A 21,637-nucleotide genomic window follows, 5' to 3' on the forward strand; every position below is an offset into this window, starting at 1 on the left:
GGGAGGGTAGCGTCTGGAGAGTAATGTGCGCCGGGATTCCGCGAGTCGGTCCTTTATGTCACTGCGACCCGGGCCATGAAAGAACGGTCAAGGTAAGATTCTCACGGAGGCGCTGAAACAGCGTTCACATAAGGTAGGCATCGTCGATTTCTGCCGGATCAACACGAACGAATCCTTTGAGTTGGTTAATAGAGTAATCAGTAAAGCTTTATTGCAACCGAACAAGCGACGGAACGACGGGGTGGCCGAGCCGTTTGGCATCGGGGCTTGTAGAAGGATTACCATCATGAAGACCCGTTTACTGTTCGCCACCGTAGGCGTAGCCGCTCTCATAGCCGGAGCAGCTTCCGCGCAAGGCCGCCCGGGAGGCACGACCCCCGGCCAGTCGATGCGCCCCTCCGCGCCCCCTTCTTCCATGATGCGTGAACCTCGCGCGACCCTGCCCGACCGTTCGGCCGGCGCGGGCGCCGCGATCAGTTCAACGGCCCGCGCGACGCGAAACGGCGAAGCCGTCCGGTCGGAAGCGCGCGAACGCCGGTCGCCGAATGCGGGGGCCAATCCCAACGCCGCCGCGAACGCCAACGCCAACGCAGGGTTTACCGCGGACGTGGTCGAAACCGACGCTGACGGCCAGGACCGCCGCATCGACTCCCGATCGAACCGGCGCGGACCCGAGCGCGCCAACGCGCGCGCCCTCGAACGGTCCAACGCCAACGCCGGTCTGCGTACAGGCGTCACCGGGCGCCTCAGCGAGCGGGAGGCGCGGGCGGTGACCGCAGAACTCAACCGTCGAAGCCTCGAAGCGTCTCTCAACGTCGGGGCCGAAGTGCGCGCTGATGCACGCTCCGATCGGCAGGCGCCGGACCGCGCCAATGCACAGGGCGTCACCAACTCCAACGGCAACGCCGGCCTACGCGAAGAGTCGACGGAGACACCGACCCCGAGACGGCCGAACTGATCAGGACCGGTCAGCTTCGCGGGAAGGCCGCCTCCTTTGGCGCCCTTCCCGCGATCGGCGGTCATCGTTCGGGAGACGTCAGCCCACCTCGGCGAACGCCCGCACCGGAAACGTTCCGAACGCCTTCACCTTCGGCGGGGCGGCCGTGAAGCGGAAGCCGCTATCGGGCGCCAGTTCGAGCCCGCGCATGTGCTCGCAGATCGGGATGCCCGCGCCCAGCAGAAGCGTGTGGGCCGGGCGCGACCGGGTGCGGGTGTCGTCGATGTTGTGGGAGTCGATGCCGACCAGCGCGGCCCCCGCCTGAACCAGCAGGGCGGCGGCGGCCTCGGTGAGGAACGGGTGGTCCTCGAAATAGGCGTCGGTGCGCCAGTGGCGGGCCCAGCCGGTGTGGACCAGCACCGCCTTGCCGCGCACGTCGAGGTCCGCGAACCGGTCAGCGTCCACCACCTGGATATCGGGGACGCGGACGACGAGGCCGGGCAGGGCGGCGACGCGGTCCAGGCCGACGTCGCTGAGGTCCTCGCCGTCGGCGTAGCGGTGGAAGGGCGTGTCCAGATAGGTGCCGGTGTTGCCGACCATCTCGATCCGGCCGATCTGGAATTCCGTGCCGGCCTCATAGTTGGTGCGCGAGGCCTCGCGGCTCAGGTGGTCGCAGATCAGGGGCGCGGGCAGGCCCTTGTAGGTGACCATGCCGGCCTCGATCGTGTGGCTGAGGTCGATCAGGGGCATGGGCGGCTCCGGGGTGGGGGACGGCGATGATGCGCGAGCGGTTCGCGGGGGTCAAAGCGCTGGACAAGTCACGGCGCAGGTTGAACAACCTTCTTTCCAACAAGGAAGGACTTCTCCCATGCGTATCGCCCTGTTCGCCGCCGCCGCGGCCGCCCTGACCCTGACGGCCTGCTCGCAGCAGACCGAAGAGAACGCCGACGCCACCGCAGACGCGGCCGGCGCCACGGTCGCCTCGGCCGCTGACGACACCGCCGTCAACGCCGAAGCCGCCGCCGACAACGCCGCCGCCGCAACCAACCAGGCGGCCGAAAACGTCGACGCCGCCATCGAAACCCCCGCCGAAAAATAGGCCTTCCGCAGAGAGACGCGCCCGAAGTCCGCTTCGGGCGCGTTTTCGTTCTAGAGCCGGGCCCAGTCCGGCCGTCTGACCGTGATTGCGCGGCCATCCACGGTCAGGGCTCCGTCGATCCGGTCCAGCCGCACCAGCGCCATGGCCGCGCCCTCGCGCCCGCTGAGCACTTCCCCGGCGCGCAGTTCACCGTTCAGCACCTCTGCGCCGAAGGCGGGGGCGGGCCCGTCGAAGGCGATGGGCAGCATGCGGCTCCTGATCGCCCCGCGCCGCTTCATCCGCGAGGTGGTCTCCTGGCCGACGAAACAGCCTTTCTGGAAGTCGATGCCGTTCAGCAGGTCGAAATCGGCCTCGATGGGATAGGTCTTGTCAGACGGAGCGTCGGCCGCCGGATCCGGAACGCCGACGGCCAGGCGATGCGCCTGCCAGTCGTCCTCGGTCGCGTTTGTTTCGACGTCGCCGCCGTAGCGCCGCCCACCGAGGGCGGGCGTGCGCGGGTCGGGGATGAAGCCCTCGGCCTCGCCGTTCCAGGCCGCGAAGACTGCGCCGTCGTCGGCTTCGACCGCGACCTGGGCGCGCAGCCGGTACATGGCCAGCCGATGCACCAGCGCCTCGCGGCGGTCGGCGGCGACGTCCAGCAGGACGCCGTCCTCGAGTCCCGACACGAAGAGGTCGAACAGCAGCCGCCCCGGCGGCGACAGCAGGCCGCCGAACCGCAGCTGTCCCGGGGCCAGGGACTCGACGTCCTGGGTCAGCAGATTGTGCAGGAAGGGCCGGGCTTCGGGACCGGTCACGCGGATCAGGGCGCGGCTGTCGAGTCGGGCGATGCGAGGGGCCATTACGCCTAGATAGGGCGGCGCGCGCCTGTGGACCACACCTGTGACACGCCTGATACGAAGAGAGAATCCGTATACGGTGCATCGATGGCGAGCCGGTTTCCCATTCTGTACATCGCCGAGGCCGACGCGAGCGACGCGATCCTGTCGTCAGGCGTGCTGGCCTATCTGGTCGCCGCCATGCCGCAAGCGACCTTCACGGTGGTCGGCTCACCCAAGAGCGCGCCCCTGTTCGCCGACACCCCGCGTCTCGATCGCCTGATCGTGCTTGAGCGGGACAGCCGGCTGGACTGGCTGGGACTGTGGAACAAGGTGCGGGAGACGCGCTGGGGGCTGGTGGTCGACATGCGCGGCACCACCCTGTCCGCCAAGCTGAAGCGCCAGAAGCGGGCGGTGCGCGGGGCCTGGGAAGCCGGGGTCCATGCCGTCGAACAGGCCGCGCGGGTGTTGCAGCTGGAAGAGGTTCCCGGCCCGAAGCTGTTCGTGTCGGAGGCGACGCAGGCGAAGGCTGACGCGTTGATGCCGGCCGAGGAAGTTCCGATCCTCGCCATCGGACCCGGGGCGGACTGGATGGGCAAGGTCTGGCCGTCGGAACGCTACGCCAAGGTCGCAGTCGCTCTCGTGGGCGACGGCGGGCCGCTGGAGGGCGGGCGGGTCATCGTCGTCGGCGACGACAACGCCCGCGAGGCCGCCCACACCGTGCGACTGTCGCTGCCGCGCAACCGGGTCACTGAACTGCAGGGCCGGTTGAGCCGGCTGGAGACGGTCGCGGCCCTCGGTCGGGCGGCGCTCTATGTCGGGGCCGATACGATCTGGACCGATCTGGCTGTGGCCAGCGGGGTCCCGGTGGTCGCCGCCTTCGGACCGTCGGATGAGGTCGAGCATGGTCCATGGGGCGGGGTCGCCGTGCGCGGCCCGCGCTCGGTCGAGGAATACCGCAAGATCGACCCGAACCTGAACCAGGCCATCCTGCACATGAACGACCTGCCGGCCGAACGGGTGCTGAAGGCGGCCACGAAGCTGCTGGCCGAACACGCCGCGCGCTAGATCGACGGGGCGCGCCGGTCTAAGGGACGCGCATGACCCAGACATACGACCTGATCGTCCGCGGCGGCGAAGTGGCCAACCACGCCGGGCGCGGCATGGCCGACGTCGGCGTGACCGACGGGCGGATCGTCTTCGTCGGCGACCTGTCGCAGGCCAGCGCCGGCGAGATGGTCGACGCGACCGGCCTTACCGTCCTGCCCGGCGTCATCGACACCCAGGTCCATTTCCGCGAGCCGGGGCTGGAATGGAAGGAAGACCTCGAGACCGGCAGCCGCGCCGCGGCGCTCGGCGGCGTCACCGCCGTGTTCGAAATGCCGAACACCGAGCCCAACACCACCGACCCCGACACCCTCGCGGACAAACTGGCCCGCGCCCGCGACCGCATGTGGACCGACCACGCCTTCTATATCGGCGGCACCCACGACAACGCTGGATATCTGGCCGAGCTGGAGCGGCTGCCCGGCTGCTGCGGGGTCAAGGTGTTCATGGGCGCCTCGACCGGCACCCTGCTGGTCGCCGACGACGAGGGCGTGCGCAAGGTGCTGCAGAACGTGAAGCGCCGCGCCACCTTCCACTCCGAGGACGAATACCGGCTGGTCGAACGCCGCCCTCTGGCCCGCACCGGCGACTGGACCAGCCACCCCGAGGTGCGCGACGCCGAAAGCGCCATCATGAGCACGCACCGCCTGGTCCGGCTGGCGCGCGAGGTGGGCGCGCGCATCCATGTGCTGCACGTCTCGACCGCCGAGGAGGTCCGCTTCCTGGCCGACCACAAGGATGTCGCCACCGCCGAGGTCACGCCCCAGCACCTGACGCTGGACGGGGACGAGGCCTACGCGCGGCTGAGAGGCTACGCCCAGATGAACCCGCCGATCCGCAATGCGCACCACATCGCCGGCCTGTGGGGCGGGGTCGAGCAGGGCGTGTTCGACGTGCTGGGTTCCGACCACGCGCCTCACACCATCGAGGAGAAGGCCCGACCCTATCCGGCCTCTCCGTCGGGTATGCCGGGGGTGCAGACCCTGGTGCCGGTCATGCTGACCCATGTCGCCCACGGCCGGCTGTCGCTGGACCGGTTCATCGACCTGACCTCGCACGGCGCCAACCGCGTGTTCGGCATCGCCGGCAAGGGCCGGATGGCCGAGGGCTATGACGCCGACCTGACCATTGTGGACCTGAAAGCAAAGCACACGATCGCCCATGCCGACATGGCCAGCCGCGCCGGCTGGACGCCCTTTGACGGCTTCGAGGCGATCGGTCAGGCCAAGGCCACCATCGTCCGCGGCCGCGTGGTGATGAAGGACGGGGAACTGATCGGCGCGGCCCACGGGCGGCCGGTGCGGTTCCAGGAAACGCTGGGCTAGATCGAGAAGCTGACGCCGCAGCCGCAGCTTGAGGCGGCGTTCGGATTGCGGACGACGAACTGCGCCCCGGCCAGATCGTCGACGAAGGCGATCTCCGAGCCCTTGAGGAAGGGCAGCGAGACGGCGTCGACCAGCGCCGCCTGACCCCCGGCTTCGATGCGGATGTCGTCAGCCTCGGCCGCCTCGACCAGTTCGAACCGGTACTGGAAGCCCGAGCAGCCGCCGCCGTCGACGGCGACGCGCAGCATGACTGTATGGCCCTCGTCCCGGCTCAGCGTCTCCAGCCGCCGGGCGGCGGTTTCGGACAGGGTCAGGCCGTGACCGCCGGCGGACGGCGATATCTGGAATGCGGGGACGGATTGGACGGTGCTCACAGGGGCCTATATGAGGCGCGGGTGGCCGATCGCAAAGGCCCGCAGCCGAATGAGCAGCCGACGTTGATCCCCGAGCGCGCGCCCTACGCCGAATACCCCGAGCACAGCCGCGGCAGGCTGACGCCCGAGCCGATCAGCCGCACGCGCAACGCCTATGCCCGCGACCGCGACCGGATCATCCACGCCACGGCCTTCCGCCGCCTGAAGGAGAAGACCCAGGTCTTCGTGGCGCATGAGGGGGATCACTACCGCACCCGCCTGACCCACAGCCTCGAGGTCGCCCAGATCGCCCGCTCGCTGGCCCACGCCCTGCGGCTGGACACCGATCTGGCCGAGACCGTAGCCTTGGCCCACGATCTGGGTCATCCGCCGTTCGGTCACGCGGGCGAGGACGAGTTGCAGGCGCAGATGGAGCCGTGGGGCGGGTTCGACCACAACGTCCAGACCTTCCGTGTCGTGACCCGGCTGGAGCACCGCTATCCCCAGTTCGAGGGGCTGAACCTGAGCTGGGAGACTGTCGAGGGGGTGGTCAAGCATAACGGCCCGGTGTCCCACCGCCTCGACGAACCGGCGTGGAAGGCCATCGCCGACTATGCGCCGGGCTGGGACCTGCGGCTGGGCACCTTCGCCTCGCTGGAAGCCCAGGCGGCCGCCATCGCCGACGACATCGCCTACAACAACCACGACGTCGACGACGGCGTTCAGGCGGGTCTGTTCACTCTCGACGACCTGTCGAAGGTGCCCCTGATCGGCCCGGTGCTGCACGGCGTGCGTAAGGACTGGCCGGACATCGACGAGCGGATGATCCGCATCGAGGCCGTGCGGCGCATGATCGGAGTGATGGTCGAGGACGTGCTGGCCGAAACCGAACGGCGCATCGAGGCCGCGAACATCCGGTCGTCCGAGGACGTGCGCGTGGCCGACCGGATGCTGGTGGCCTTCTCGCCCGCCATGCTGGCCGACCTGGGCGTGCTGCGCCAGTTCCTGTTCGAGCGGATGTACCGCCACTATCGCGTCAACCGGACCCGCAGCCAGGCGCGGCGCCTGCTGGCCGAGATGTTCCAGCTGTTCATGGCGGAACCGGCGACCCTGCCCCCGGAATGGTCGGGCAAGGCCGGGGTTGAGGATCGGGCGAAACGGGCCCGGGCGGTGTGCGACTACATCGCCGGCATGACCGATCGCTACGCCATCGAGGAACACAAGAAGCTGTTCAGCCTCGACCTCGCCCTCGACTTGTGATTCGAAAGGGGGGCGGGGGCAGGTAGGATGAAGTTCGGGCGCGCCGATTCGCGCGGCCCGGCTGGAAGGCGCGGTCATGTCCCACGAAGATCCCTATCGTCCGAACCCGGGCCGCGATCCCGGCCATGATCGCGGCGCCTATACGCCGCCCACAGACGACGACCTGCCGTTCAATCGCGGCGGCTATGATCCACGCCGGGGTGGCGGGGGAGGCGGCGCCAAGGCCCCGCCGATGACGCTGCTCATCTCCGGGATCGTACTGGTCCTGCTGATCGTCGCGGTGGTGGTCTATTACCGCGCCGGACCGCGCTCCTCGAACGACGCCCCGCCCGCCGTGGGGACGCCGGTCGGCGAGATGAAGGCCGAGGCCCCGCTGGACGCACAGCCGATCGATCCGGAAGCCGGCATCGACGTCTATTCCGACGCCGAGGCGCCGACCGCCGCCCCGACCTTCACCCCTCCGCCCGAGACCGTTCAGCCGCGCCCGGCCCCGGCCGCGATCGAGCCGGCGGCGCCCGTCGCGCCCCGTCCAACGCCGACCGCGCCTCCGGCTGAAAAGGCCGAACCGCGTCCCGCGCCCGCCGTTGGCGGAACCTCCGGCGTCCAGATCGGCGCCTTCTCGACCCCGAGCCTGGCGGACCGCGAGTTCGCCGCCGTCGTCGGCCGTTATCCGCAGTTCACCAGCGGCGCCGACAAGCGGGTGCAGGAAGTGACCGCGTCCAACGGTTCGACCGTGTACCGCACCACCGTCACGGGCCTCAGCCGCGAACAGGCCGTCGGCCTCTGCAATGCGATCAAGGCCGGCGGCGGCGACTGCTTCGTGCGTTGACACGCGGATGACGTCCGCCGCGATCTACGGCTGCAGCGGCCATCGGCTGGCGGAGGCGGAAAAGGCCTTCTTCGCCGACGTGCGGCCGTGGGGTTTCATCCTGTTCCGGCGCAACGTCGACAGCCCCGAGCAGATGCGGGCCCTGACCGCCGAACTGAGGGACTGCATCGGCGACCCGGCCTGCCCGATCCTGATCGACCAGGAGGGCGGTCGGGTGCAGCGGATGGGGCCGCCGCACTGGCGGAAATATCCGCCGGGCGAAGCGTATCTGAAGGCGGCTGACGATCCTCTGGCGGCGCGCGAACTGGCGCGTCTGGGCGCCCGGCTGATCGCGCATGACCTGCGAGCCGTCGGCGTCAACGTCGACTGCGCCCCGGTTCTGGACGTGCCGGTTCCGGGCGCCCACGACATCATAGGCGACCGGGCCTATGCCCATGACCCGGCGACGGTGGCGCAGCTGGGCCGCGCGGCGGCCGAGGGCCTTCTCGCGGGCGGCGTTCTGCCGGTGATCAAGCACATGCCCGGCCACGGCCGCGCCTTCGCCGACAGTCACCACGCCCTGCCGGTCGTGCACGCCGATCTGGCGACGCTGGACGGCTGGGACTTCGCTCCGTTCAAGGCGCTGTCGGACATGCCGCTGGCCATGACCGCTCACGTCGTCTTCGACGCGATCGATCCGAAGCGGCCGGCGACGACCTCGAAGAAGGCGGTGCGCCTGATGCGGGATCGCCTCGGGTTCGGCGGTCTGGTCATGACCGACGACCTGTCGATGAAGGCTCTGTCGGGCACGCTGCGCGAACGCGCGGAGGCCTCCCTGAAGGCCGGATGCGACGTCGTTCTGCACTGCAACGGCGATCTGGACGAGATGCGCGAGGTCGCGGAGGGCGTCGGCAAGCTGAAAGGCCGGTCGGCGAAACGGGCCGGGGCGGCCATGGCTCGCATCATCCAAACGCCCGAACCGCTCGATGAGCCCGAGGCCCGCGAGCGGTTCGCCGCACTGCTGGCCGGAAAGCTCGACGCCGCGCGCGGCCCCGACGTCGGCGAGGCCCAGGCCTGATCCGATGACCGACGCCTTCCAGCCCAATCTGGACTTCACCGCCGCCGAACAGGTCGACGAGCGCGAGGCGTTCGTGGTCGATCTGGAAGGGTATGAGGGCCCGCTGCACGTGCTGCTGGCGCTGGCGCGGACGCAGAAGGTCGATCTGCTGAAGCTGTCGATCACCAGACTGGCGGAACAGTATCTGGCCTTCGTCCACGAAGCCCGCCGGCGCAATTTCTCGCTGGCGGCGGACTATCTCGTGATGGCGTCATGGCTGGCCTATCTCAAATCCCGCCTGCTGCTGCCGCGCACCGACAAGAAGGACGAGGAGCCCCCGGCCGAGGAGATGGCCGCGGCCCTGGCCTTCCGGCTGCAGAAGCTGGAAGCCATGCGCAAGGCGGTCGAGACCATCACCAGCCGGCCCCGGCTGAAGCGCGACGTCTTCACCCGCGGCGATCCCGAGGCGACGGTTATCGTCCCGTCCGACCGGATCGACGCCAGCCTGTACGAACTGATGGCCGCCTATGTGACCCAGCGCCGTCGCGAGGGGCAGCGCCAGTACAATCCGGGCCAGCGCGTCGAGGCCTTCGGGCTGGAGGCGGCGCGGGACTGGCTGCGGGACATTCTGCCCCGGCTGGAGCAATGGACGCCGCTGGAACAGGTCGCGCCCGCCCACAGCGGAACCGAGGGTCCGACCCAGTCCAGCTTTACCGCCTCGACCCTGTCGGCCAGTCTGGAGCTGGTCAAGGAAGGGGCGATGGATGTGAAACAGGCCGAGGCTTTCGCCGAGCTCTATCTGAAGCGGCGCGGACGCGGTCAGCCGCTGGAGTTGATGCCGTGATCCAGGTCACACACCCTTGCTTGCCGTCATCCTCGGGCTTGACCCGAGGATCGGAGGCGGCCGCGGACTGTGCGTTCGGGGCGGCCCCGAGACCTGGCCGAAATCCCCTTCACCGCGCACCGGATGGTCTGATCCTCGGGTCAAGCCCGAGGATGACGGTCGGAAGGGAGGCGGGACGGGCATGATCCAGTTCGCCCCCGATCACGGAGAGATCGAGCGCCGCGTCGAGGCCCTGCTGTTCGCCGCGGCCGGCCCGCTGTCGGCGGCCGAGATCGGGCGGCGCCTGCCCGAGGGCGCCGACGTCGGCGGGGCTATCTCGGCCCTGCGCGAGCGCTATCAGGGCCGGGGGGTCGAGCTGGAATGCGTCGCCGACCGCTGGCGGTTCCGCACGGCCGCCGACCTCGGCTTCCTGATGACCGAGGAGCGCGAGGAGCCGCGCCGGCTGTCGAAGGCCGCGCTCGAGACCCTGGCCATCATCGCCTACCACCAGCCCTGCACCCGCGCCGAGATCGAGAGCGTGCGGGGCGTCTCCCTGTCCAGGGGCACCCTGGACCTGCTGCTGGAGATGGGGTTCGTGAAGCTGAAGGGCCGGCGGCGCACGCCGGGCCGGCCGGTCACCTATGCGACGGCGGACAAATTCCTCGAGCATTTCAGCCTCGCCAGCCTGTACGACCTGCCCGGCGTGCAGGAGATGAAGGCGGCGGGCCTGCTGGACCTGTCCATCCCCGTCGGCTTCGAGGTCCCGGACCCGTCGCGGGCCGGCGATGACGATGACGCGCCCTTGCTGGAAGGCGCCGATGACGCGCCCGAGTTCGCGCAGGACTTCGTGGCTGAGGACTGATCGAAGCGGTAGCCGGGGAAGTTGAAAGCCTGCGCGGGTTGTTTGTCTGAGTTGCGGATATTGACTCGCACAACTTTGAGGTTGTCAATGCTAACCTGAACAAGGGAATTAGCCATGACGGATGAACCGCCTACTCAACTAGAACCGGTCATAGTCACCGGCCAGCGTGTCAGGGCTCCGTCGCCGTTCGCAGGGATGCAGTTTCCCACCATAACCAGTTCCGCGCCCACCAGCAGCAGTTGGAACCGGCGGACGAAAGCCCCCCGGAAGGGCAGTCTGATAAGCAGCAACAATGTGCGATGCCAGAGGGACGGCGCCAATGGAATGCTGACGCCAAAGCAAAAGAAGCCGAGGCCGCGTTTCGTGAAAAGGCCAGATCGTTCAATGAAGCAGACTTGCAAAACAGAGAGTTTGGCGCGCTGATTTGCGAATTCAGTTCCGGTCAGATCGCGCTGGGACCGATAGAGGCGGGCGATCCCATTCTAGACAGCAACGGCAACGCTATCAGTTATCCAGGAGGGCTCCCAACCGTGCCCATTGCTCCGGGCGGCTGTGGTTCCGGTACCCCTATCGGATACGTTCATAGTCATCCGGGGTTGGGAACGGGAATTCCGTCAAACCCTGATTTCGCCTTTGCTAAGCATCTCAAAGATTACTACGGCGCGCCAGATAATGTAGGCATCTAATGTCGTGTCCCAATATCAAGATTTACAGACGGGTGCATATAAAACAGGCGTCGGTCGCGCTTCCCTTTCTGATGAAACCGCTGCCAATCAGGGAACTTTAGAGCCCGAGTGGGTTAATCCTGAGGCCACCCCATGTCCTGGGGATAGCTAGCGAGACGAAACCATGCGCCGCAAATTTGCACTCACAGCAGGGCTACTTTCAGCGCTGTTCGCATCCCCTGCCATGGCGGAGTTCTGGATCCCGGCCGGTTCCGAGAGGGGCCAACGGGTGTTTGTGCAACTCGATGGAATGACCGCAAACAAAGCGTCTCCGTTCACGGCCGTGCTGGCTTCGTTTCCGCGATCCTGGCCTGCGAACCACCACCGCTACACCGTCTGGATCGCGGAGTTCGATTGTCGTTCGCGAACCAGATCGATGAAGTCGGTAGTCCGGTACAGCAGCAATCGCGACCCCGAGAGGAGCACGGTGGAAGCGCATCCGGTGGGTGAGAACGACGCCGCCGTGGCGACGCAACTGAACGCGGTGTGCGGCGACACCGACGCCGCCCGACGGGGGCGGACTTTCAATCACCTCGGCGAGATCGCTGAGTCCCTCGGGCGCTAGCTTCCACGCGCAAGTTGGTCGCCGCGAAGGAACTGCGGATCGGTGGTGCAATCCCGCCGAACCCTTGCTAATCCGCTGGGATGATCGCTCGCCTTCGCCCCGTACCGTTCGACCTCGGCCCCGTCCATTTCGTCGGGATAGGGGGCATCGGGATGAGCGGCATCGCCGAGATCATGCTCAAGATCGGCTATTCGGTGCAGGGGTCGGACGCGAAAGCCAGCGCCAACACCGAGCGGCTGGAACGGCTGGGCGCCCGCATCTTCATCGGCCATGACGCSGCCCACATCGGCGACRGCGTCTCGGCGGTGGTCTATTCGACAGCGGTCAAGCCGACCAATCCCGAGATGGTCGCGGCTCGAGAGCGCCGCATCCCGCTGGTGCGCCGGGCCGAGATGCTGGCCGAGCTGATGCGGCTGCAGTTCTCGATCGCGGTCGGCGGCACCCACGGCAAGACCACGACSACCTCSATGGTCGCCGCCATCCTCGACGCCGGCGGGCTGGACCCGACNATCAACGCCTACGGSACCAACGCCAAGGTCGGCGACGGCGACTGGATCGTGGTCGAGGCCGACGAGAGCGACGGCAGCTTCCTGCGCCTCAAGTCGACSGTGGCCATCGTCACCAACATCGAYCCCGARCAYCTSGACCACTACGGCGACTTCGACGGGGTGCGGAAGGCGTTCGTGGACTTCGTCGARAACATCCCSTTCTACGGCTTCGCCGCCGTCTGCCTCGACCATCCCGAGGTGCAGCGGCTGGTGGCCTCGATCGATAACCGGCGGCTGGTGACCTACGGGGTCAACCCGCAGGCCATGGTTCGGGCCGACAATGTCGAGATGAAGCCGGACGGCTGCCGCTTCGATGTGGTGATCCAGAAGCAGGGCCTCGCCGCGCTGGACGAGCCGATCAAGATCGAGGGCCTGCACCTGCCCATGGCCGGCTGGCACAATGTCTCCAATGCGCTGGCCGCCATCGCCGTGGCGCGCGAGCTGGATGTGTCGGACGAGGCGATCAGGGCGGGTCTGGCCGGCTTCGGCGGGGTGCGGCGGCGCTTCACCACCACGGGCGTGGTGGGCGGGGTGCGGATCGTCGATGACTACGGCCACCACCCGGTCGAGATCGCCGCCGTGCTCAAGGCGGCGCGTCAGGTGGCCGAGGGTCGCGTCATCGCCGTCGTACAGCCGCACCGCTTCACTCGGCTGGAATCCCTGATGGAGGAATTCTCGACCTGCTTCTCCGACGCCGATGCGGTGTTCGTGGCCGACGTGTATGCGGCGGGGGAGCTCCCCATTGAAGGCATCGACAAGGATGCGCTGGTCGAGGGCATCCGCCGCTTCGGCCACCGCGCGGTGCAGCCGCTGGAGAGCGTCGAGGCCCTGCCGGGCGTGATCTCGGCCGAGGCGAAGGACGGCGATCTGGTCGTCCTGCTGGGCGCTGGCGACATCACCGCCTGGGCCTACGCCCTGCCGGGGCAGCTGGAGGCTCTGGCGTAATGCCGTCCCTCACCGTGCACCACCGCGAAGGCGGGGACCCAGGCTTGAGCGGCCACGCCGTTGCTGGACTGAGCGATCTCGAAACCTCCGCCGCCTGTGCGGCCCCCAAAACCTGGGTCCCCGCCTTCGCGGGGATGCACGGAAATTAGAATGAGCTGGCGCGACACTCTTCCCGCCGTTCGCGGCAAGCTGCTGTGCGACGAACCGCTGGGGCCGTTCACCTGGTTCCGGGTCGGTGGAAACGCCGACGCGCTCTTCATCCCGGCCGACGCCGACGACCTGGCCGACTTCCTCAAGGCGCTGGATCCGGTCGTGCCGGTGACGGTGCTGGGCGTGGGCTCCAACGTCATCGTCCGCGACGGCGGCGTCGAGGGCGTGGTGGTCCGGCTGGCGGGGAGGCCCTTCGCCGGGATCACGACCGAGGGTGATGCGATCACGGCCGGCGCCGGCGCGCTGGATTCCATGGTGGCGAAGGCTTCGGCCAAGGCGGGGCTGACCGGACTGGAGTTCTACGCCGGCATCCCCGGCACCATCGGCGGCGCTCTGACCATGAACGCCGGCTGCTATGGCGCGGAGACCAAGGACATCCTCGTCTCGGCGCGCGGCGTGACGCGGGCAGGAGAGCGGGTCGAGTATGCGCTGGCCGACTTCGGCTACACCTATCGCCACTCCGAGGCGCCGGCCGACATCATCTGGCTGGAGGCGACCTTCCGGGGGACGCCGGCCGATCCCGAGGCCGTGGCGGCGAAGATCGCCGAAATCACCTCGCGCCGCGAACTGACCCAGCCGATCCGCGAGAAGACCGGCGGCTCGACCTTCAAGAACCCGCCCGGCCATTCCTCGTGGAAGCTGGTCGACGAGGCGGGCTGGCGCGGCAAGTTGTTCAAGGCCACCGGCGGCGGGGCCATGTTCAGCGAACTGCACAGCAATTTCATGATCAACCCGGGCGAGGCGACGGCGGCGGATATCGAGGGTCTCGGAGATGCCGTGCGCGCGGACGTGCAGAGTAAACGGAACGTAAACCTCGAATGGGAGATCAAGAGGATCGGCCGCCCGCTTTGAGTTGATCCCATGACCCGCCCGTTCGCTGACCTGCACGTCGCCGTCCTGATGGGCGGGCTGTCGTCCGAACGGGAGGTGTCCCTGAGCTCGGGCAAGATGTGCGCCGACGCCCTCGAAGGGCAGGTGGCCAGGGTCAGCCGCATCGACGCCGGCCGCGACCTGGCCCAGGTGCTGGCCGACCTCAAACCCGACGTCGTCTTCAACGCCCTGCACGGCGAATGGGGCGAGGACGGCTGCGTCCAGGGCGTGCTCGAGACGCTGGGCATTCCCTATACCCACTCGGGCGTGCTGGCCTCGGCCCTGGCCATGGACAAGGACAAGTCCAAGGCCGTGCTGCGGGCAGCGGGCGTCGTCGTTCCCGGCGGCGGCCTGTTCGACCGCTTCGAGGTGGCGCGCGGCCACGTCATTCCGCCGCCCTATGTGATCAAGCCCAACGCCGAAGGCTCGTCGGTCGGCGTCTATCTGGTGCGCGAGGGCGAGCCGCCGTGCGCGGCGCCCGGCGACGCCGGCTGGACCTGGGGCGAACAGGTAATGGTCGAGCCCTTTATCGCCGGCAAGGAACTGGCCGTCACGGTTCTTGGGGAAAAATCGGGGCCGCGGGCCCTGACCATCACCGACATCACCCCGGCCAAGGGCTTCTACGACTACGAAGCCAAATACGCCCCGGGCGGCTCCAGCCACGTCCTGCCGGCGGTCCTGCCGCCGCATGTGTTCGAGCGAGCCCTGCGGGAATCCGAACTGGCGCACACGGCCATGGGTTGCCGCGGGGTGTCGAGATCGGACTTTCGTTATGACGATATTAAGGACGATCTGGTCCTTCTGGAGGTCAATACCCAGCCCGGCATGACGCCGACCTCGCTCAGTCCCGAGCAGGCTGCCCATGTCGGGATGGACTATAAAGCTTTGGTGCGGTGGATGGTGGAGGACGCCTCATGCCCGCGGTAGTTCGCGGCGGTCGGCGACAGAGTTCGAACCAGCCTGCAAAACGCGGCGCGGCTCCCAGATCCCCGGGGCGCGGGCGTTCGCCCCGTAATGCTCCGGCGACCCCGGGCAAGATGGCGGCGCTGGGCCGCCTCGACCTGTCTCCCCGCGCGGTCATCATTTCCATCGTCGCCGGCGTCGTCGTCCTGGCCGGCGTTCTGGCGACCGGCGCCCGCGCCGAGCGCATCAGCGCCTCCATCGGCCAGGGCGTCGACGGGGCCGCCGCCGGCATGGGCCTGAAACTCGAGAAGGTCTTCATCGAAGGGGAGTCGCCCGAGGCGACCGCCACCATCCAGCGCGCCGTTCAGCTGTATGCAGACCAACCCATGACCTCGATCGACCTCGACGCCGTCCGCAAGCGCGTCGAGACCGTCGGCTGGGTCAAGGGCGCGCGCGTCGTGCGCCTGCTGCCCAACACGCTGATCGTCCATGTCGTCGAGCATGACCGGCTGGCCGTCTGGCAGGCCGGCGGCCGCAACAGGGTCATCGACAGCCATGGCGTGGTGATCGCCGGCGCCGACGCCGGCCGCTATCCCGACCTTCCGCTGGTCGTGGGCAAGGGCGCCGAACAGGCCGCGTCCGAAGTGCTGCCCCTGATCGCGCAACGGCCCGGCCTGAAGGCGCGGGTCGAGGCGCTGGTTCGCGTCGACGAGCGCCGCTGGGACCTGAGACTGAAGGATGGCAGCCTGATCCAGCTGCCCGCCACCGACCAGGACGCCGCCCTGATCCAGCTCGACGCGCTGGACCAGCGCGAGCGGCTGCTGGAGCTGGGCTTCGACCGCATTGATCTGAGAACGCCGGGGGAGGTCGCCGTCCGGCCCTCCGCCGGCGCCGCGTAGAGTTAGAGGAACGCTTATGGCCGGACGGTCCGTCGATAAATCCGTGGACGGCGCCAAGGGCGCCGCGGGACGCGCGCCGGTCGTGGCGGCGCTGGATCTTGGCCAGTCGAAGGTCGCCTGCTTCATCATGAAGCCCGAGGGCGTGCGTCACGCCGACCGCACCATCCGCGTGGCGGGCGCGGGGCACGTCCAGTCGCGCGGCGTGCGCGGCGGCGGCATCGTCAACATGGACGAGGCGGCCCAAGCCATCGGTCACGCGGTCGAGCGCGCCGAGCGCGCCGCCGGCTCGCCGGTTTCGGGCGTCGTCGTCACCACGGCCATCGGCCAGATGGCCAGCCACCGGGTCCAGGCCCGCGTGTCCCTCGGCGCCACTCCGGTCGGCGACGCTGATCTGGCGCGCGCCATCGCCATGGCCCTGGCCCAGATTCGCCTGCCCAACCGCCGGCCGATTCACGTCCTGCCCATCGCCTGGTCCGTCGACGGCGCGCGCGGCGTGCATGATCCCCGCTCGATGAAGGGCCATTCGCTGGGCCTCGACCTGCTGGTCGTCTCCATGGCCGAGAGCGCCTTCAACGGCCTGAGCCATTGCCTCGAACTGGCGCATCTGGACCTGCAGGGCGTGGCGGCGGCGCCGGTGGTGTCCTCGCTCGCGGCGCTGGAAGACGACGAGATGGATCTCGGCTGCGTCTGTATCGACATGGGCGGCGGCTCGACCTCGGCGGCGGTCTGGGGCGGGCGCTCGCTGCTGCATATCGAATCCCTGAACGTGGGCGGCGATCACGTGACCGCCGACATCGCCCGCGGCCTGTCGACGTCCAAGGCCGGGGCCGAGCGACTCAAGACGCTGCACGGCTCGGCCATGGCCAGCGCCAATGAGGACCGCGAGATGCTGGAGGCGCCGCCGCGAGGCGAGGATTCCTCGGCGGGCCCGATCTTCGTCCAGCGGGCCATGCTCAAGACCGTCATAGCGCCCCGTGTCGAGGAGACGCTGGAGCTGCTCCGCGACCGCCTGCGCAACGCGGGCGTAGGCCTGGAGCCCGGCGCCGGCCTGGTCCTGACCGGCGGGGCCAGCCAGTTGAACGGCGTACGCGAACTGGCCGTGCGGGTGTTCGATCGCCCTGTACGCCTCGGCAAGCCCCAGCGGGCGCCCCACCTGGCCGATGCCGCCTCAGGCCCGGCGTTCTGTTCGGCCGCCGGTGTGTTGTTGCGCGCCGCCTATGGTCCACGCGAAGCGGTTTCGGCCCGCAAGCTGATGTCCAGACAACTCTCGGCTGCGGACGCGCCACGCATCCATCAAGGCGGGATTGTGGCGCGCGCGGCGGGCTGGTTGCGCGAAAACCTCTAGGGAGCCTGACCGGGGGCCGTCGCGCCGACCGATCTGGCGGTCACCGTGGCGGGACTGTGTCCGTATTGTAACAACAGTATGCTGGATTGGTCGCCATACGGCCACAATCCCTTGCCGCTCGCCACTTTGCTGTTAGCGTGAAAATCCGAAGCAGAGTCTGCCGCAAGGCGGATGCTGCCGATTGCATCCATTCCTTGGTTGGGGCCCAAACACCATGCTTCTCAAGCGCAAGTACCTCTTCGGCTCGACGATCCTCGCGGGCGTCATGGCTGTCTCGGCTCCGGCCTTCGCCCAGAGCCAGCTGCCGGGCGTCACGGTCCAGGGTCAGACCGACCAGGACGCGACCGAAATCGGCGAAGTCGTCGTCACCGGTTCGCGTATCCGCCGTGACCCGACCAATGCGCCGACCCCGCTGATCACCGTGGCGCGCGAGGATCTGCTGACCACCGGCCAGACGACCATGATCGACTATCTGGCCACCATTCCGGCCCTGTCGAACTCGGTCGTTCCGTCTGACACCACCGGCTCGAACCTGGGTGACGGCGGTCTGTCGCTGGCCAACCTGCGCTCGCTGGGCTCGGGCCGCACCCTGACCCTGATCAACGGTCGCCGCCAGGTCGGCTCCAATGGCGGTTCGCTGGCCGTCGACGTGGACACCATTCCCCGCCTGCTGATCGAAAACATCGAGATCGTCACCGGCGGCGCCTCTTCGGTTTACGGCGCCGACGCCGTCTCCGGCGTGCTGAACTTCGTGCTCCGCAAGGACTTCGAGGGCATGGAGATCGACGCCAACTACGGCATGATCAACCAGGATGGCCAGGCCAACACCCGGGTCTCCGCCCTCGTCGGCACGAACCTGCTGGATGACCGGCTGAACCTGTGGGCCTTCGGCGAATACGACCACAACGACGAAGTCCGGATTCTGGACATCGACTGGTACCGGGCCAACCCGGGCACCTTCGGCGCGGACGCCGATCCGACCGCCCCTGCCGACGGTCCGGTTTCCGACAGCATCTTCGACACCGGCAACACGGTGGTCTTCAACCGCCGACAGCTGCAGATCCTGCGCTGGGGCCAGACCACCCTGGCGAACAACCAGGCGGCCAGCCCGCGCAACGATCCGGATATCCCGTTCGTCACCTGCCCGACGGCCGGCGGCTTCACGACGGCCCTGGCGGCGAACTGCTACAACGTTCAGCCCGGCAAGACCTGGGTGTTCGAAGGGACCACTGCCCGCCTCGCCGACTTCGGCACGCGGATCGGCTCCACCGGCGCCAACCGGACCATCAATGTCGGCGGCGACGGCGACAACGGCGCTGACTTCGGCCAGCTGTCGCGGACGCCGGAATCGACGTCGTACCGCTATGCGGCCGGGGCGAATTTCGCGATCACGCCAAACGTCCGGTTCTCGATCGACGCCAAATACATCGATGAAGAGACGTACGACGTCAGCCAGCCGACCTTCTTCGATTTCTACCTCAACAATCTGCAGCCGACGAACAGCGTCGACAATGCGCTGGCGACCAACGCCTTCCTGCTGAATCTCGACACCACGGCCTATCTGCCGAACAATCTCCGCTCGGCGATTCAGACGAACACGCAGCAGAACTACTCGGCGCCCACCCTGACCGCTCCCGGCCAGCCGACGACCGTTACGGCCGCTCCGTTCGCCCGTCACACCCTGTTCGGGCCCGACCGCAGCCAGTTGAACTTCCGCGAATTGTTCCAGCTGAACCTCGCCCTCGAAGGTGATCTGGACAGCCTGTGGTTCGTCGACAACTTCAACTGGAGCCTGTCGTACAACGCCGGCGTCGCCGAGGCCGAGAACGTCGAACGCGGCGTCGACAACCAGCGCATGCAGCTGGCCTCCGATGCCGTGGTGGACACGGCCGGCGTGGTCAACGGCCGACCCGGCGAAGTGGTCTGCCGCGCCAAGCTGCTGCGCGCCCAGAACCCCGCCACGCTCCTCGGCGACAGCTTCCGCGGCGGCGATCTTCGCAACACGCCCCAAGGTCAGGCGGCCCTGGACGCCTGCGTTCCGCTGAACGTGTTCGGCCGCGGCAACCAGAGCCCCGAGGCGTTGGCCTATATCGACGCCACCATCAACCCGACCGAGCGCAACGAGCAGGAGCAGGCGATCGCCTTCGTCTCCGGCGAGCTGTGGGACTTCTTCGGCGCGGGACCGATCGGCGTCGCCCTCGGCGTGGAATACCGCCGCGAATATACGGAAGGACGGGGTCGCACCGCGGCCACGGCCGGTCGCTTCCTGTTCCTCAACACCGGCGCCGATTTCCCGGGCGTCGAATATGAGTCGGAAGAAGCATTCGCCGAACTCTCGATCCCGCTGTTCCGCGACAGCTGGCTGGGGGAGTATGCCGAAATCAGCGGTTCCTACCGGTACTTCGACTATACGACGGTCGGAACCGGCGACGTGTACGGCGTGAACTTCGTCTACCGTCCGATTGCGGACATCGCCTTCAAGACCAGCTTCAACACCTCGTTCCGCGCCCCGAACCTCGGCGAAAACTTCGCGCCGCAGAGCCAGACCTTCTTCAACGGCGTGGTCGATCCCTGCGACACCCGTCAGATCGTGGCCATCACCAACGCCACCGATCGCGCCAATCGGGTCGCAAACTGCACCACCCTGTTCAACCAGGTCGCGGCGAGCCGCGGTCTGCCTGCCCCGTCGTTCGACTTCAACGGCGCCACGGCTGACCCGAACGACGATTACAACCCGACCTATCCCTCGGGCATCGCCGGCGTGTCGGGCGGCAACCCCTTCCTGCAGCCGGAAACGTCGGAATCCTTCACCTTCTCCACGGTGCTGGAGCCGCGCTTCTTCCCGAACTTCAGCCTCGTGCTCGACTACTACGAAGTCGAGATCAAGGACGTGATCGCGGCGGTCACGCCCGCCGCCGCCGCCCTCAACTGCGTCCAGGGGCCGTCGCTGAACCCCGCGGCCTGCAACACCATCTTCCGCCTCAACTCGCCGGTCGCGGGTACGACGGCGGAAGCCCGCTCGCAGGCCTTCGAGATCGGCACCCCCGGCAACACCGGCATCGGCTTCATCCAGGGGTCGATCAACTTCGCCAAACTTCAGACCCGGGGTCTCGACTTCACAGCCCGGTACTCGCTGGACACGGAAGAAGTGTTCGGTCGCAACTGGGGCCGGCTGGACTACTCCCTGCGCGGCAACTGGCTGATCGAGCAGAAGAACTTCACCAACATCTCGAACCCGAACGCTTTCGTCGAGAGCGCCAGCCTGGTGAACTTCCCCCGCGTTCGCTTCTCGTCGCAACTGACCTGGTCGCCGAACGACGTCTGGAGCCTGACCTGGGTGGCTGACTGGCAAGCGGCGCAGGACATCGTCCAGAACCGCGACCAGATCAACAACCCTGACCAGCGTCCGCCGGAGTTCTTCAACACGGGCGACTTCACCCGCCACGACTTCACCGTTCGCTACAATGTGGACGACAAGCTGTCGCTGCGCGCCGGGGTCACCAACGCCTTCGACGCCGAGCAACCCGCCTACTTCGGCACCGGCTTCATCGACAACATGGACCCGTACGGCACGCGCTTCTTCTTCGGTCTGAACTACCGCCCGTTCTAAAGGCGGCGACTGAACCGAAACGGAGAGGGCGGCTCGCGAGAGCCGCCCTTTTTCGTGCCCGAACCTGAAAACTGCTGGGAAGGTTAACGAAATCCGTGGCCCCGGGGCCGACTCAGCCTACGGGGTAACACTCCCTTAAGCAGTTCAGGTGTTTCCTTAACGCGCTCATAACCAATGCGAATCGGCGGGGAATCGCATCGGGGCAAGGCAAGGGCAGGGTCGGATAAGGTCGGATAAGAATTATGTCTCTCTCGCTGGTGCGTCCGCAACACACGGAACTGAAGCCCCGTATCGTCGTCTTCGGCGTCGGAGGCGCGGGCGGGAACGCCGTCAACAACATGATCGACGCGGGCCTTGAAGGGGTCGAGTTCGTCGTCGCCAACACCGACGCGCAGCACCTGTCGTTCGCCAAGACCGACCGCCGCGTCCAGCTGGGCGAAACCATCACCCAGGGCCTGGGCGCCGGCGCCCACCCCGAGGTCGGCATGAACGCCGCCGAGGAATCCGCCGAGGAAATCTACGGGCACCTGGACGGCGCCCACATGGTCTTCATCACCGCCGGCATGGGCGG

Annotated in this window: 20 protein-coding genes and 2 pseudogenes; 19 read left to right on the forward strand and 3 right to left on the reverse strand. The window is 67.9% G+C overall.

Annotation, left to right across the window (positions count from 1 at the left end):
• The first annotated feature begins 181 nt into the window (after positions 1-181).
• Positions 182-958, forward strand: a complete 777-nt coding sequence (locus ASD25_RS04025; protein WP_156389182.1) for a hypothetical protein — start codon at positions 182-184, stop codon at positions 956-958.
• A 78-nt stretch (positions 959-1,036) separates the two neighbouring features.
• Here the strand turns inward: ASD25_RS04025 and ASD25_RS04030 are convergent, their stop codons facing one another.
• The gene (locus ASD25_RS04030) at positions 1,037-1,687 is read right to left on the reverse strand and encodes a cyclase family protein (RefSeq protein ID WP_055828770.1); all 651 of its coding nucleotides are present in this window, start codon (positions 1,685-1,687) and stop codon (positions 1,037-1,039) included.
• Between the two features lie 118 nt (positions 1,688-1,805).
• On the opposite strand from ASD25_RS04030, the gene ASD25_RS04035 reads away from it, so the two are divergent.
• A complete protein-coding gene (locus tag ASD25_RS04035; protein ID WP_055828773.1) occupies positions 1,806-2,036 on the forward strand; it encodes a hypothetical protein in 231 nt (76 codons plus the stop codon).
• Between the two features lie 50 nt (positions 2,037-2,086).
• On the opposite strand, the gene ASD25_RS04040 is transcribed toward ASD25_RS04035, so the two are convergent.
• A complete protein-coding gene (locus tag ASD25_RS04040) occupies positions 2,087-2,875 on the reverse strand; it encodes a folate-binding protein YgfZ (RefSeq protein WP_055828776.1) in 789 nt (262 codons plus the stop codon).
• 84 nt (positions 2,876-2,959) lie between these two features.
• Between ASD25_RS04040 and ASD25_RS04045 the strand changes: the two genes are divergently transcribed.
• Entirely contained in the window at positions 2,960-3,919 is a 960-nt protein-coding gene (locus ASD25_RS04045; RefSeq protein ID WP_055828778.1) for a glycosyltransferase family 9 protein, read from the forward strand.
• A 32-nt stretch (positions 3,920-3,951) separates the two neighbouring features.
• On the forward strand, positions 3,952-5,283 hold the full coding sequence (locus tag ASD25_RS04050; RefSeq protein ID WP_055828781.1) for a dihydroorotase: 1,332 nt from the start codon (positions 3,952-3,954) through the stop codon (positions 5,281-5,283).
• On the opposite strand, the gene erpA is transcribed toward ASD25_RS04050, so the two are convergent.
• Positions 5,280-5,657 carry an iron-sulfur cluster insertion protein ErpA gene (gene erpA / locus ASD25_RS04055; RefSeq protein ID WP_082560037.1) on the reverse strand — a complete coding sequence of 126 codons (378 nt, stop codon included), beginning with the start codon at positions 5,655-5,657 and terminating at the stop codon, positions 5,280-5,282. The two genes, ASD25_RS04050 and erpA, sit on opposite strands and share 4 nt — an antisense overlap.
• Before the next feature lie 21 nt (positions 5,658-5,678).
• On the opposite strand from erpA, the gene ASD25_RS04060 reads away from it, so the two are divergent.
• From ASD25_RS04060 to ASD25_RS04120, 15 genes and pseudogenes are all read left to right on the forward strand, one after another.
• Positions 5,679-6,896 (forward strand): deoxyguanosinetriphosphate triphosphohydrolase, encoded by a 1,218-nt coding sequence (locus tag ASD25_RS04060; protein ID WP_055828785.1) that lies wholly within the window; start codon positions 5,679-5,681, stop codon positions 6,894-6,896.
• A 76-nt stretch (positions 6,897-6,972) separates the two neighbouring features.
• Entirely contained in the window at positions 6,973-7,725 is a 753-nt protein-coding gene (locus tag ASD25_RS04065; RefSeq protein WP_055828788.1) for an SPOR domain-containing protein, read from the forward strand.
• Between the two features lie 7 nt (positions 7,726-7,732).
• The gene (nagZ, locus tag ASD25_RS04070; RefSeq protein WP_055828791.1) at positions 7,733-8,782 is read left to right on the forward strand and encodes a beta-N-acetylhexosaminidase; all 1,050 of its coding nucleotides are present in this window, start codon (positions 7,733-7,735) and stop codon (positions 8,780-8,782) included.
• Positions 8,783-8,786: 4 nt separating this feature from the next.
• The gene (locus ASD25_RS04075) at positions 8,787-9,605 is read left to right on the forward strand and encodes a ScpA family protein (protein ID WP_055828794.1); all 819 of its coding nucleotides are present in this window, start codon (positions 8,787-8,789) and stop codon (positions 9,603-9,605) included.
• Positions 9,606-9,786: 181 nt separating this feature from the next.
• Positions 9,787-10,446 (forward strand): SMC-Scp complex subunit ScpB, encoded by a 660-nt coding sequence (gene scpB, locus ASD25_RS04080; RefSeq protein WP_055828797.1) that lies wholly within the window; start codon positions 9,787-9,789, stop codon positions 10,444-10,446.
• A 239-nt stretch (positions 10,447-10,685) separates the two neighbouring features.
• Positions 10,686-11,132 carry a hypothetical protein gene (locus tag ASD25_RS30145; protein ID WP_156376923.1) on the forward strand — a complete coding sequence of 149 codons (447 nt, stop codon included), beginning with the start codon at positions 10,686-10,688 and terminating at the stop codon, positions 11,130-11,132.
• A gap of 163 nt (positions 11,133-11,295) precedes the next feature.
• The gene (locus ASD25_RS30150) at positions 11,296-11,736 is read left to right on the forward strand and encodes a hypothetical protein (protein ID WP_156376924.1); all 441 of its coding nucleotides are present in this window, start codon (positions 11,296-11,298) and stop codon (positions 11,734-11,736) included.
• An 80-nt stretch (positions 11,737-11,816) separates the two neighbouring features.
• Positions 11,817-12,244, forward strand: a 428-nt coding sequence (locus ASD25_RS31615) for a Mur ligase domain-containing protein (RefSeq protein WP_235562599.1), incomplete at its 3' end; no start/stop codon positions are given.
• 1 nt (position 12,245) lies between these two features.
• Positions 12,246-13,229 (forward strand): annotated as a pseudogene (gene murC, locus ASD25_RS04090) (UDP-N-acetylmuramate--L-alanine ligase); the annotation flags it as partial.
• Positions 13,230-13,379: 150 nt separating this feature from the next.
• The gene (gene murB / locus ASD25_RS04095; RefSeq protein WP_055828806.1) at positions 13,380-14,291 is read left to right on the forward strand and encodes a UDP-N-acetylmuramate dehydrogenase; all 912 of its coding nucleotides are present in this window, start codon (positions 13,380-13,382) and stop codon (positions 14,289-14,291) included.
• A gap of 9 nt (positions 14,292-14,300) precedes the next feature.
• Positions 14,301-15,236 carry a D-alanine--D-alanine ligase gene (locus tag ASD25_RS04100; RefSeq protein ID WP_055828810.1) on the forward strand — a complete coding sequence of 312 codons (936 nt, stop codon included), beginning with the start codon at positions 14,301-14,303 and terminating at the stop codon, positions 15,234-15,236.
• Positions 15,224-16,111, forward strand: a complete 888-nt coding sequence (locus ASD25_RS04105; protein ID WP_055828813.1) for a cell division protein FtsQ/DivIB — start codon at positions 15,224-15,226, stop codon at positions 16,109-16,111. Before ASD25_RS04100 ends, ASD25_RS04105 begins: the two co-directional genes overlap by 13 nt.
• A gap of 16 nt (positions 16,112-16,127) precedes the next feature.
• A complete protein-coding gene (gene ftsA, locus ASD25_RS04110; protein ID WP_055828815.1) occupies positions 16,128-17,456 on the forward strand; it encodes a cell division protein FtsA in 1,329 nt (442 codons plus the stop codon).
• A gap of 214 nt (positions 17,457-17,670) precedes the next feature.
• Positions 17,671-21,066 (forward strand): TonB-dependent receptor domain-containing protein, encoded by a 3,396-nt coding sequence (locus ASD25_RS04115; protein WP_055828818.1) that lies wholly within the window; start codon positions 17,671-17,673, stop codon positions 21,064-21,066.
• A 242-nt stretch (positions 21,067-21,308) separates the two neighbouring features.
• Positions 21,309-21,637: pseudogene (locus tag ASD25_RS04120) on the forward strand (cell division protein FtsZ); the annotation flags it as partial.

Source organism: Brevundimonas sp. Root1423 (assembly GCF_001426805.1).

Coding starts and splice junctions, on each gene's coding strand:
- scpB (WP_055828797.1), top strand. CDS start 9,787: ATGATCCAGTTCGCCCCCGATCACGGAGAGATCGAGCGCCGCGTCGAG.
- ASD25_RS04050 (WP_055828781.1), top strand. CDS start 3,952: ATGACCCAGACATACGACCTGATCGTCCGCGGCGGCGAAGTGGCCAAC.
- ASD25_RS04100 (WP_055828810.1), top strand. CDS start 14,301: ATGACCCGCCCGTTCGCTGACCTGCACGTCGCCGTCCTGATGGGCGGG.
- ASD25_RS04065 (WP_055828788.1), top strand. CDS start 6,973: ATGTCCCACGAAGATCCCTATCGTCCGAACCCGGGCCGCGATCCCGGC.
- ASD25_RS04115 (WP_055828818.1), top strand. CDS start 17,671: ATGCTTCTCAAGCGCAAGTACCTCTTCGGCTCGACGATCCTCGCGGGC.
- ASD25_RS04035 (WP_055828773.1), top strand. CDS start 1,806: ATGCGTATCGCCCTGTTCGCCGCCGCCGCGGCCGCCCTGACCCTGACG.
- ASD25_RS04105 (WP_055828813.1), top strand. CDS start 15,224: ATGCCCGCGGTAGTTCGCGGCGGTCGGCGACAGAGTTCGAACCAGCCT.
- ftsA (WP_055828815.1), top strand. CDS start 16,128: ATGGCCGGACGGTCCGTCGATAAATCCGTGGACGGCGCCAAGGGCGCC.
- murB (WP_055828806.1), top strand. CDS start 13,380: ATGAGCTGGCGCGACACTCTTCCCGCCGTTCGCGGCAAGCTGCTGTGC.
- ASD25_RS04075 (WP_055828794.1), top strand. CDS start 8,787: ATGACCGACGCCTTCCAGCCCAATCTGGACTTCACCGCCGCCGAACAG.
- ASD25_RS04045 (WP_055828778.1), top strand. CDS start 2,960: ATGGCGAGCCGGTTTCCCATTCTGTACATCGCCGAGGCCGACGCGAGC.
- ASD25_RS30150 (WP_156376924.1), top strand. CDS start 11,296: ATGCGCCGCAAATTTGCACTCACAGCAGGGCTACTTTCAGCGCTGTTC.
- nagZ (WP_055828791.1), top strand. CDS start 7,733: ATGACGTCCGCCGCGATCTACGGCTGCAGCGGCCATCGGCTGGCGGAG.
- ASD25_RS04030 (WP_055828770.1), bottom strand. CDS start 1,687: ATGCCCCTGATCGACCTCAGCCACACGATCGAGGCCGGCATGGTCACC.
- ASD25_RS04040 (WP_055828776.1), bottom strand. CDS start 2,875: ATGGCCCCTCGCATCGCCCGACTCGACAGCCGCGCCCTGATCCGCGTG.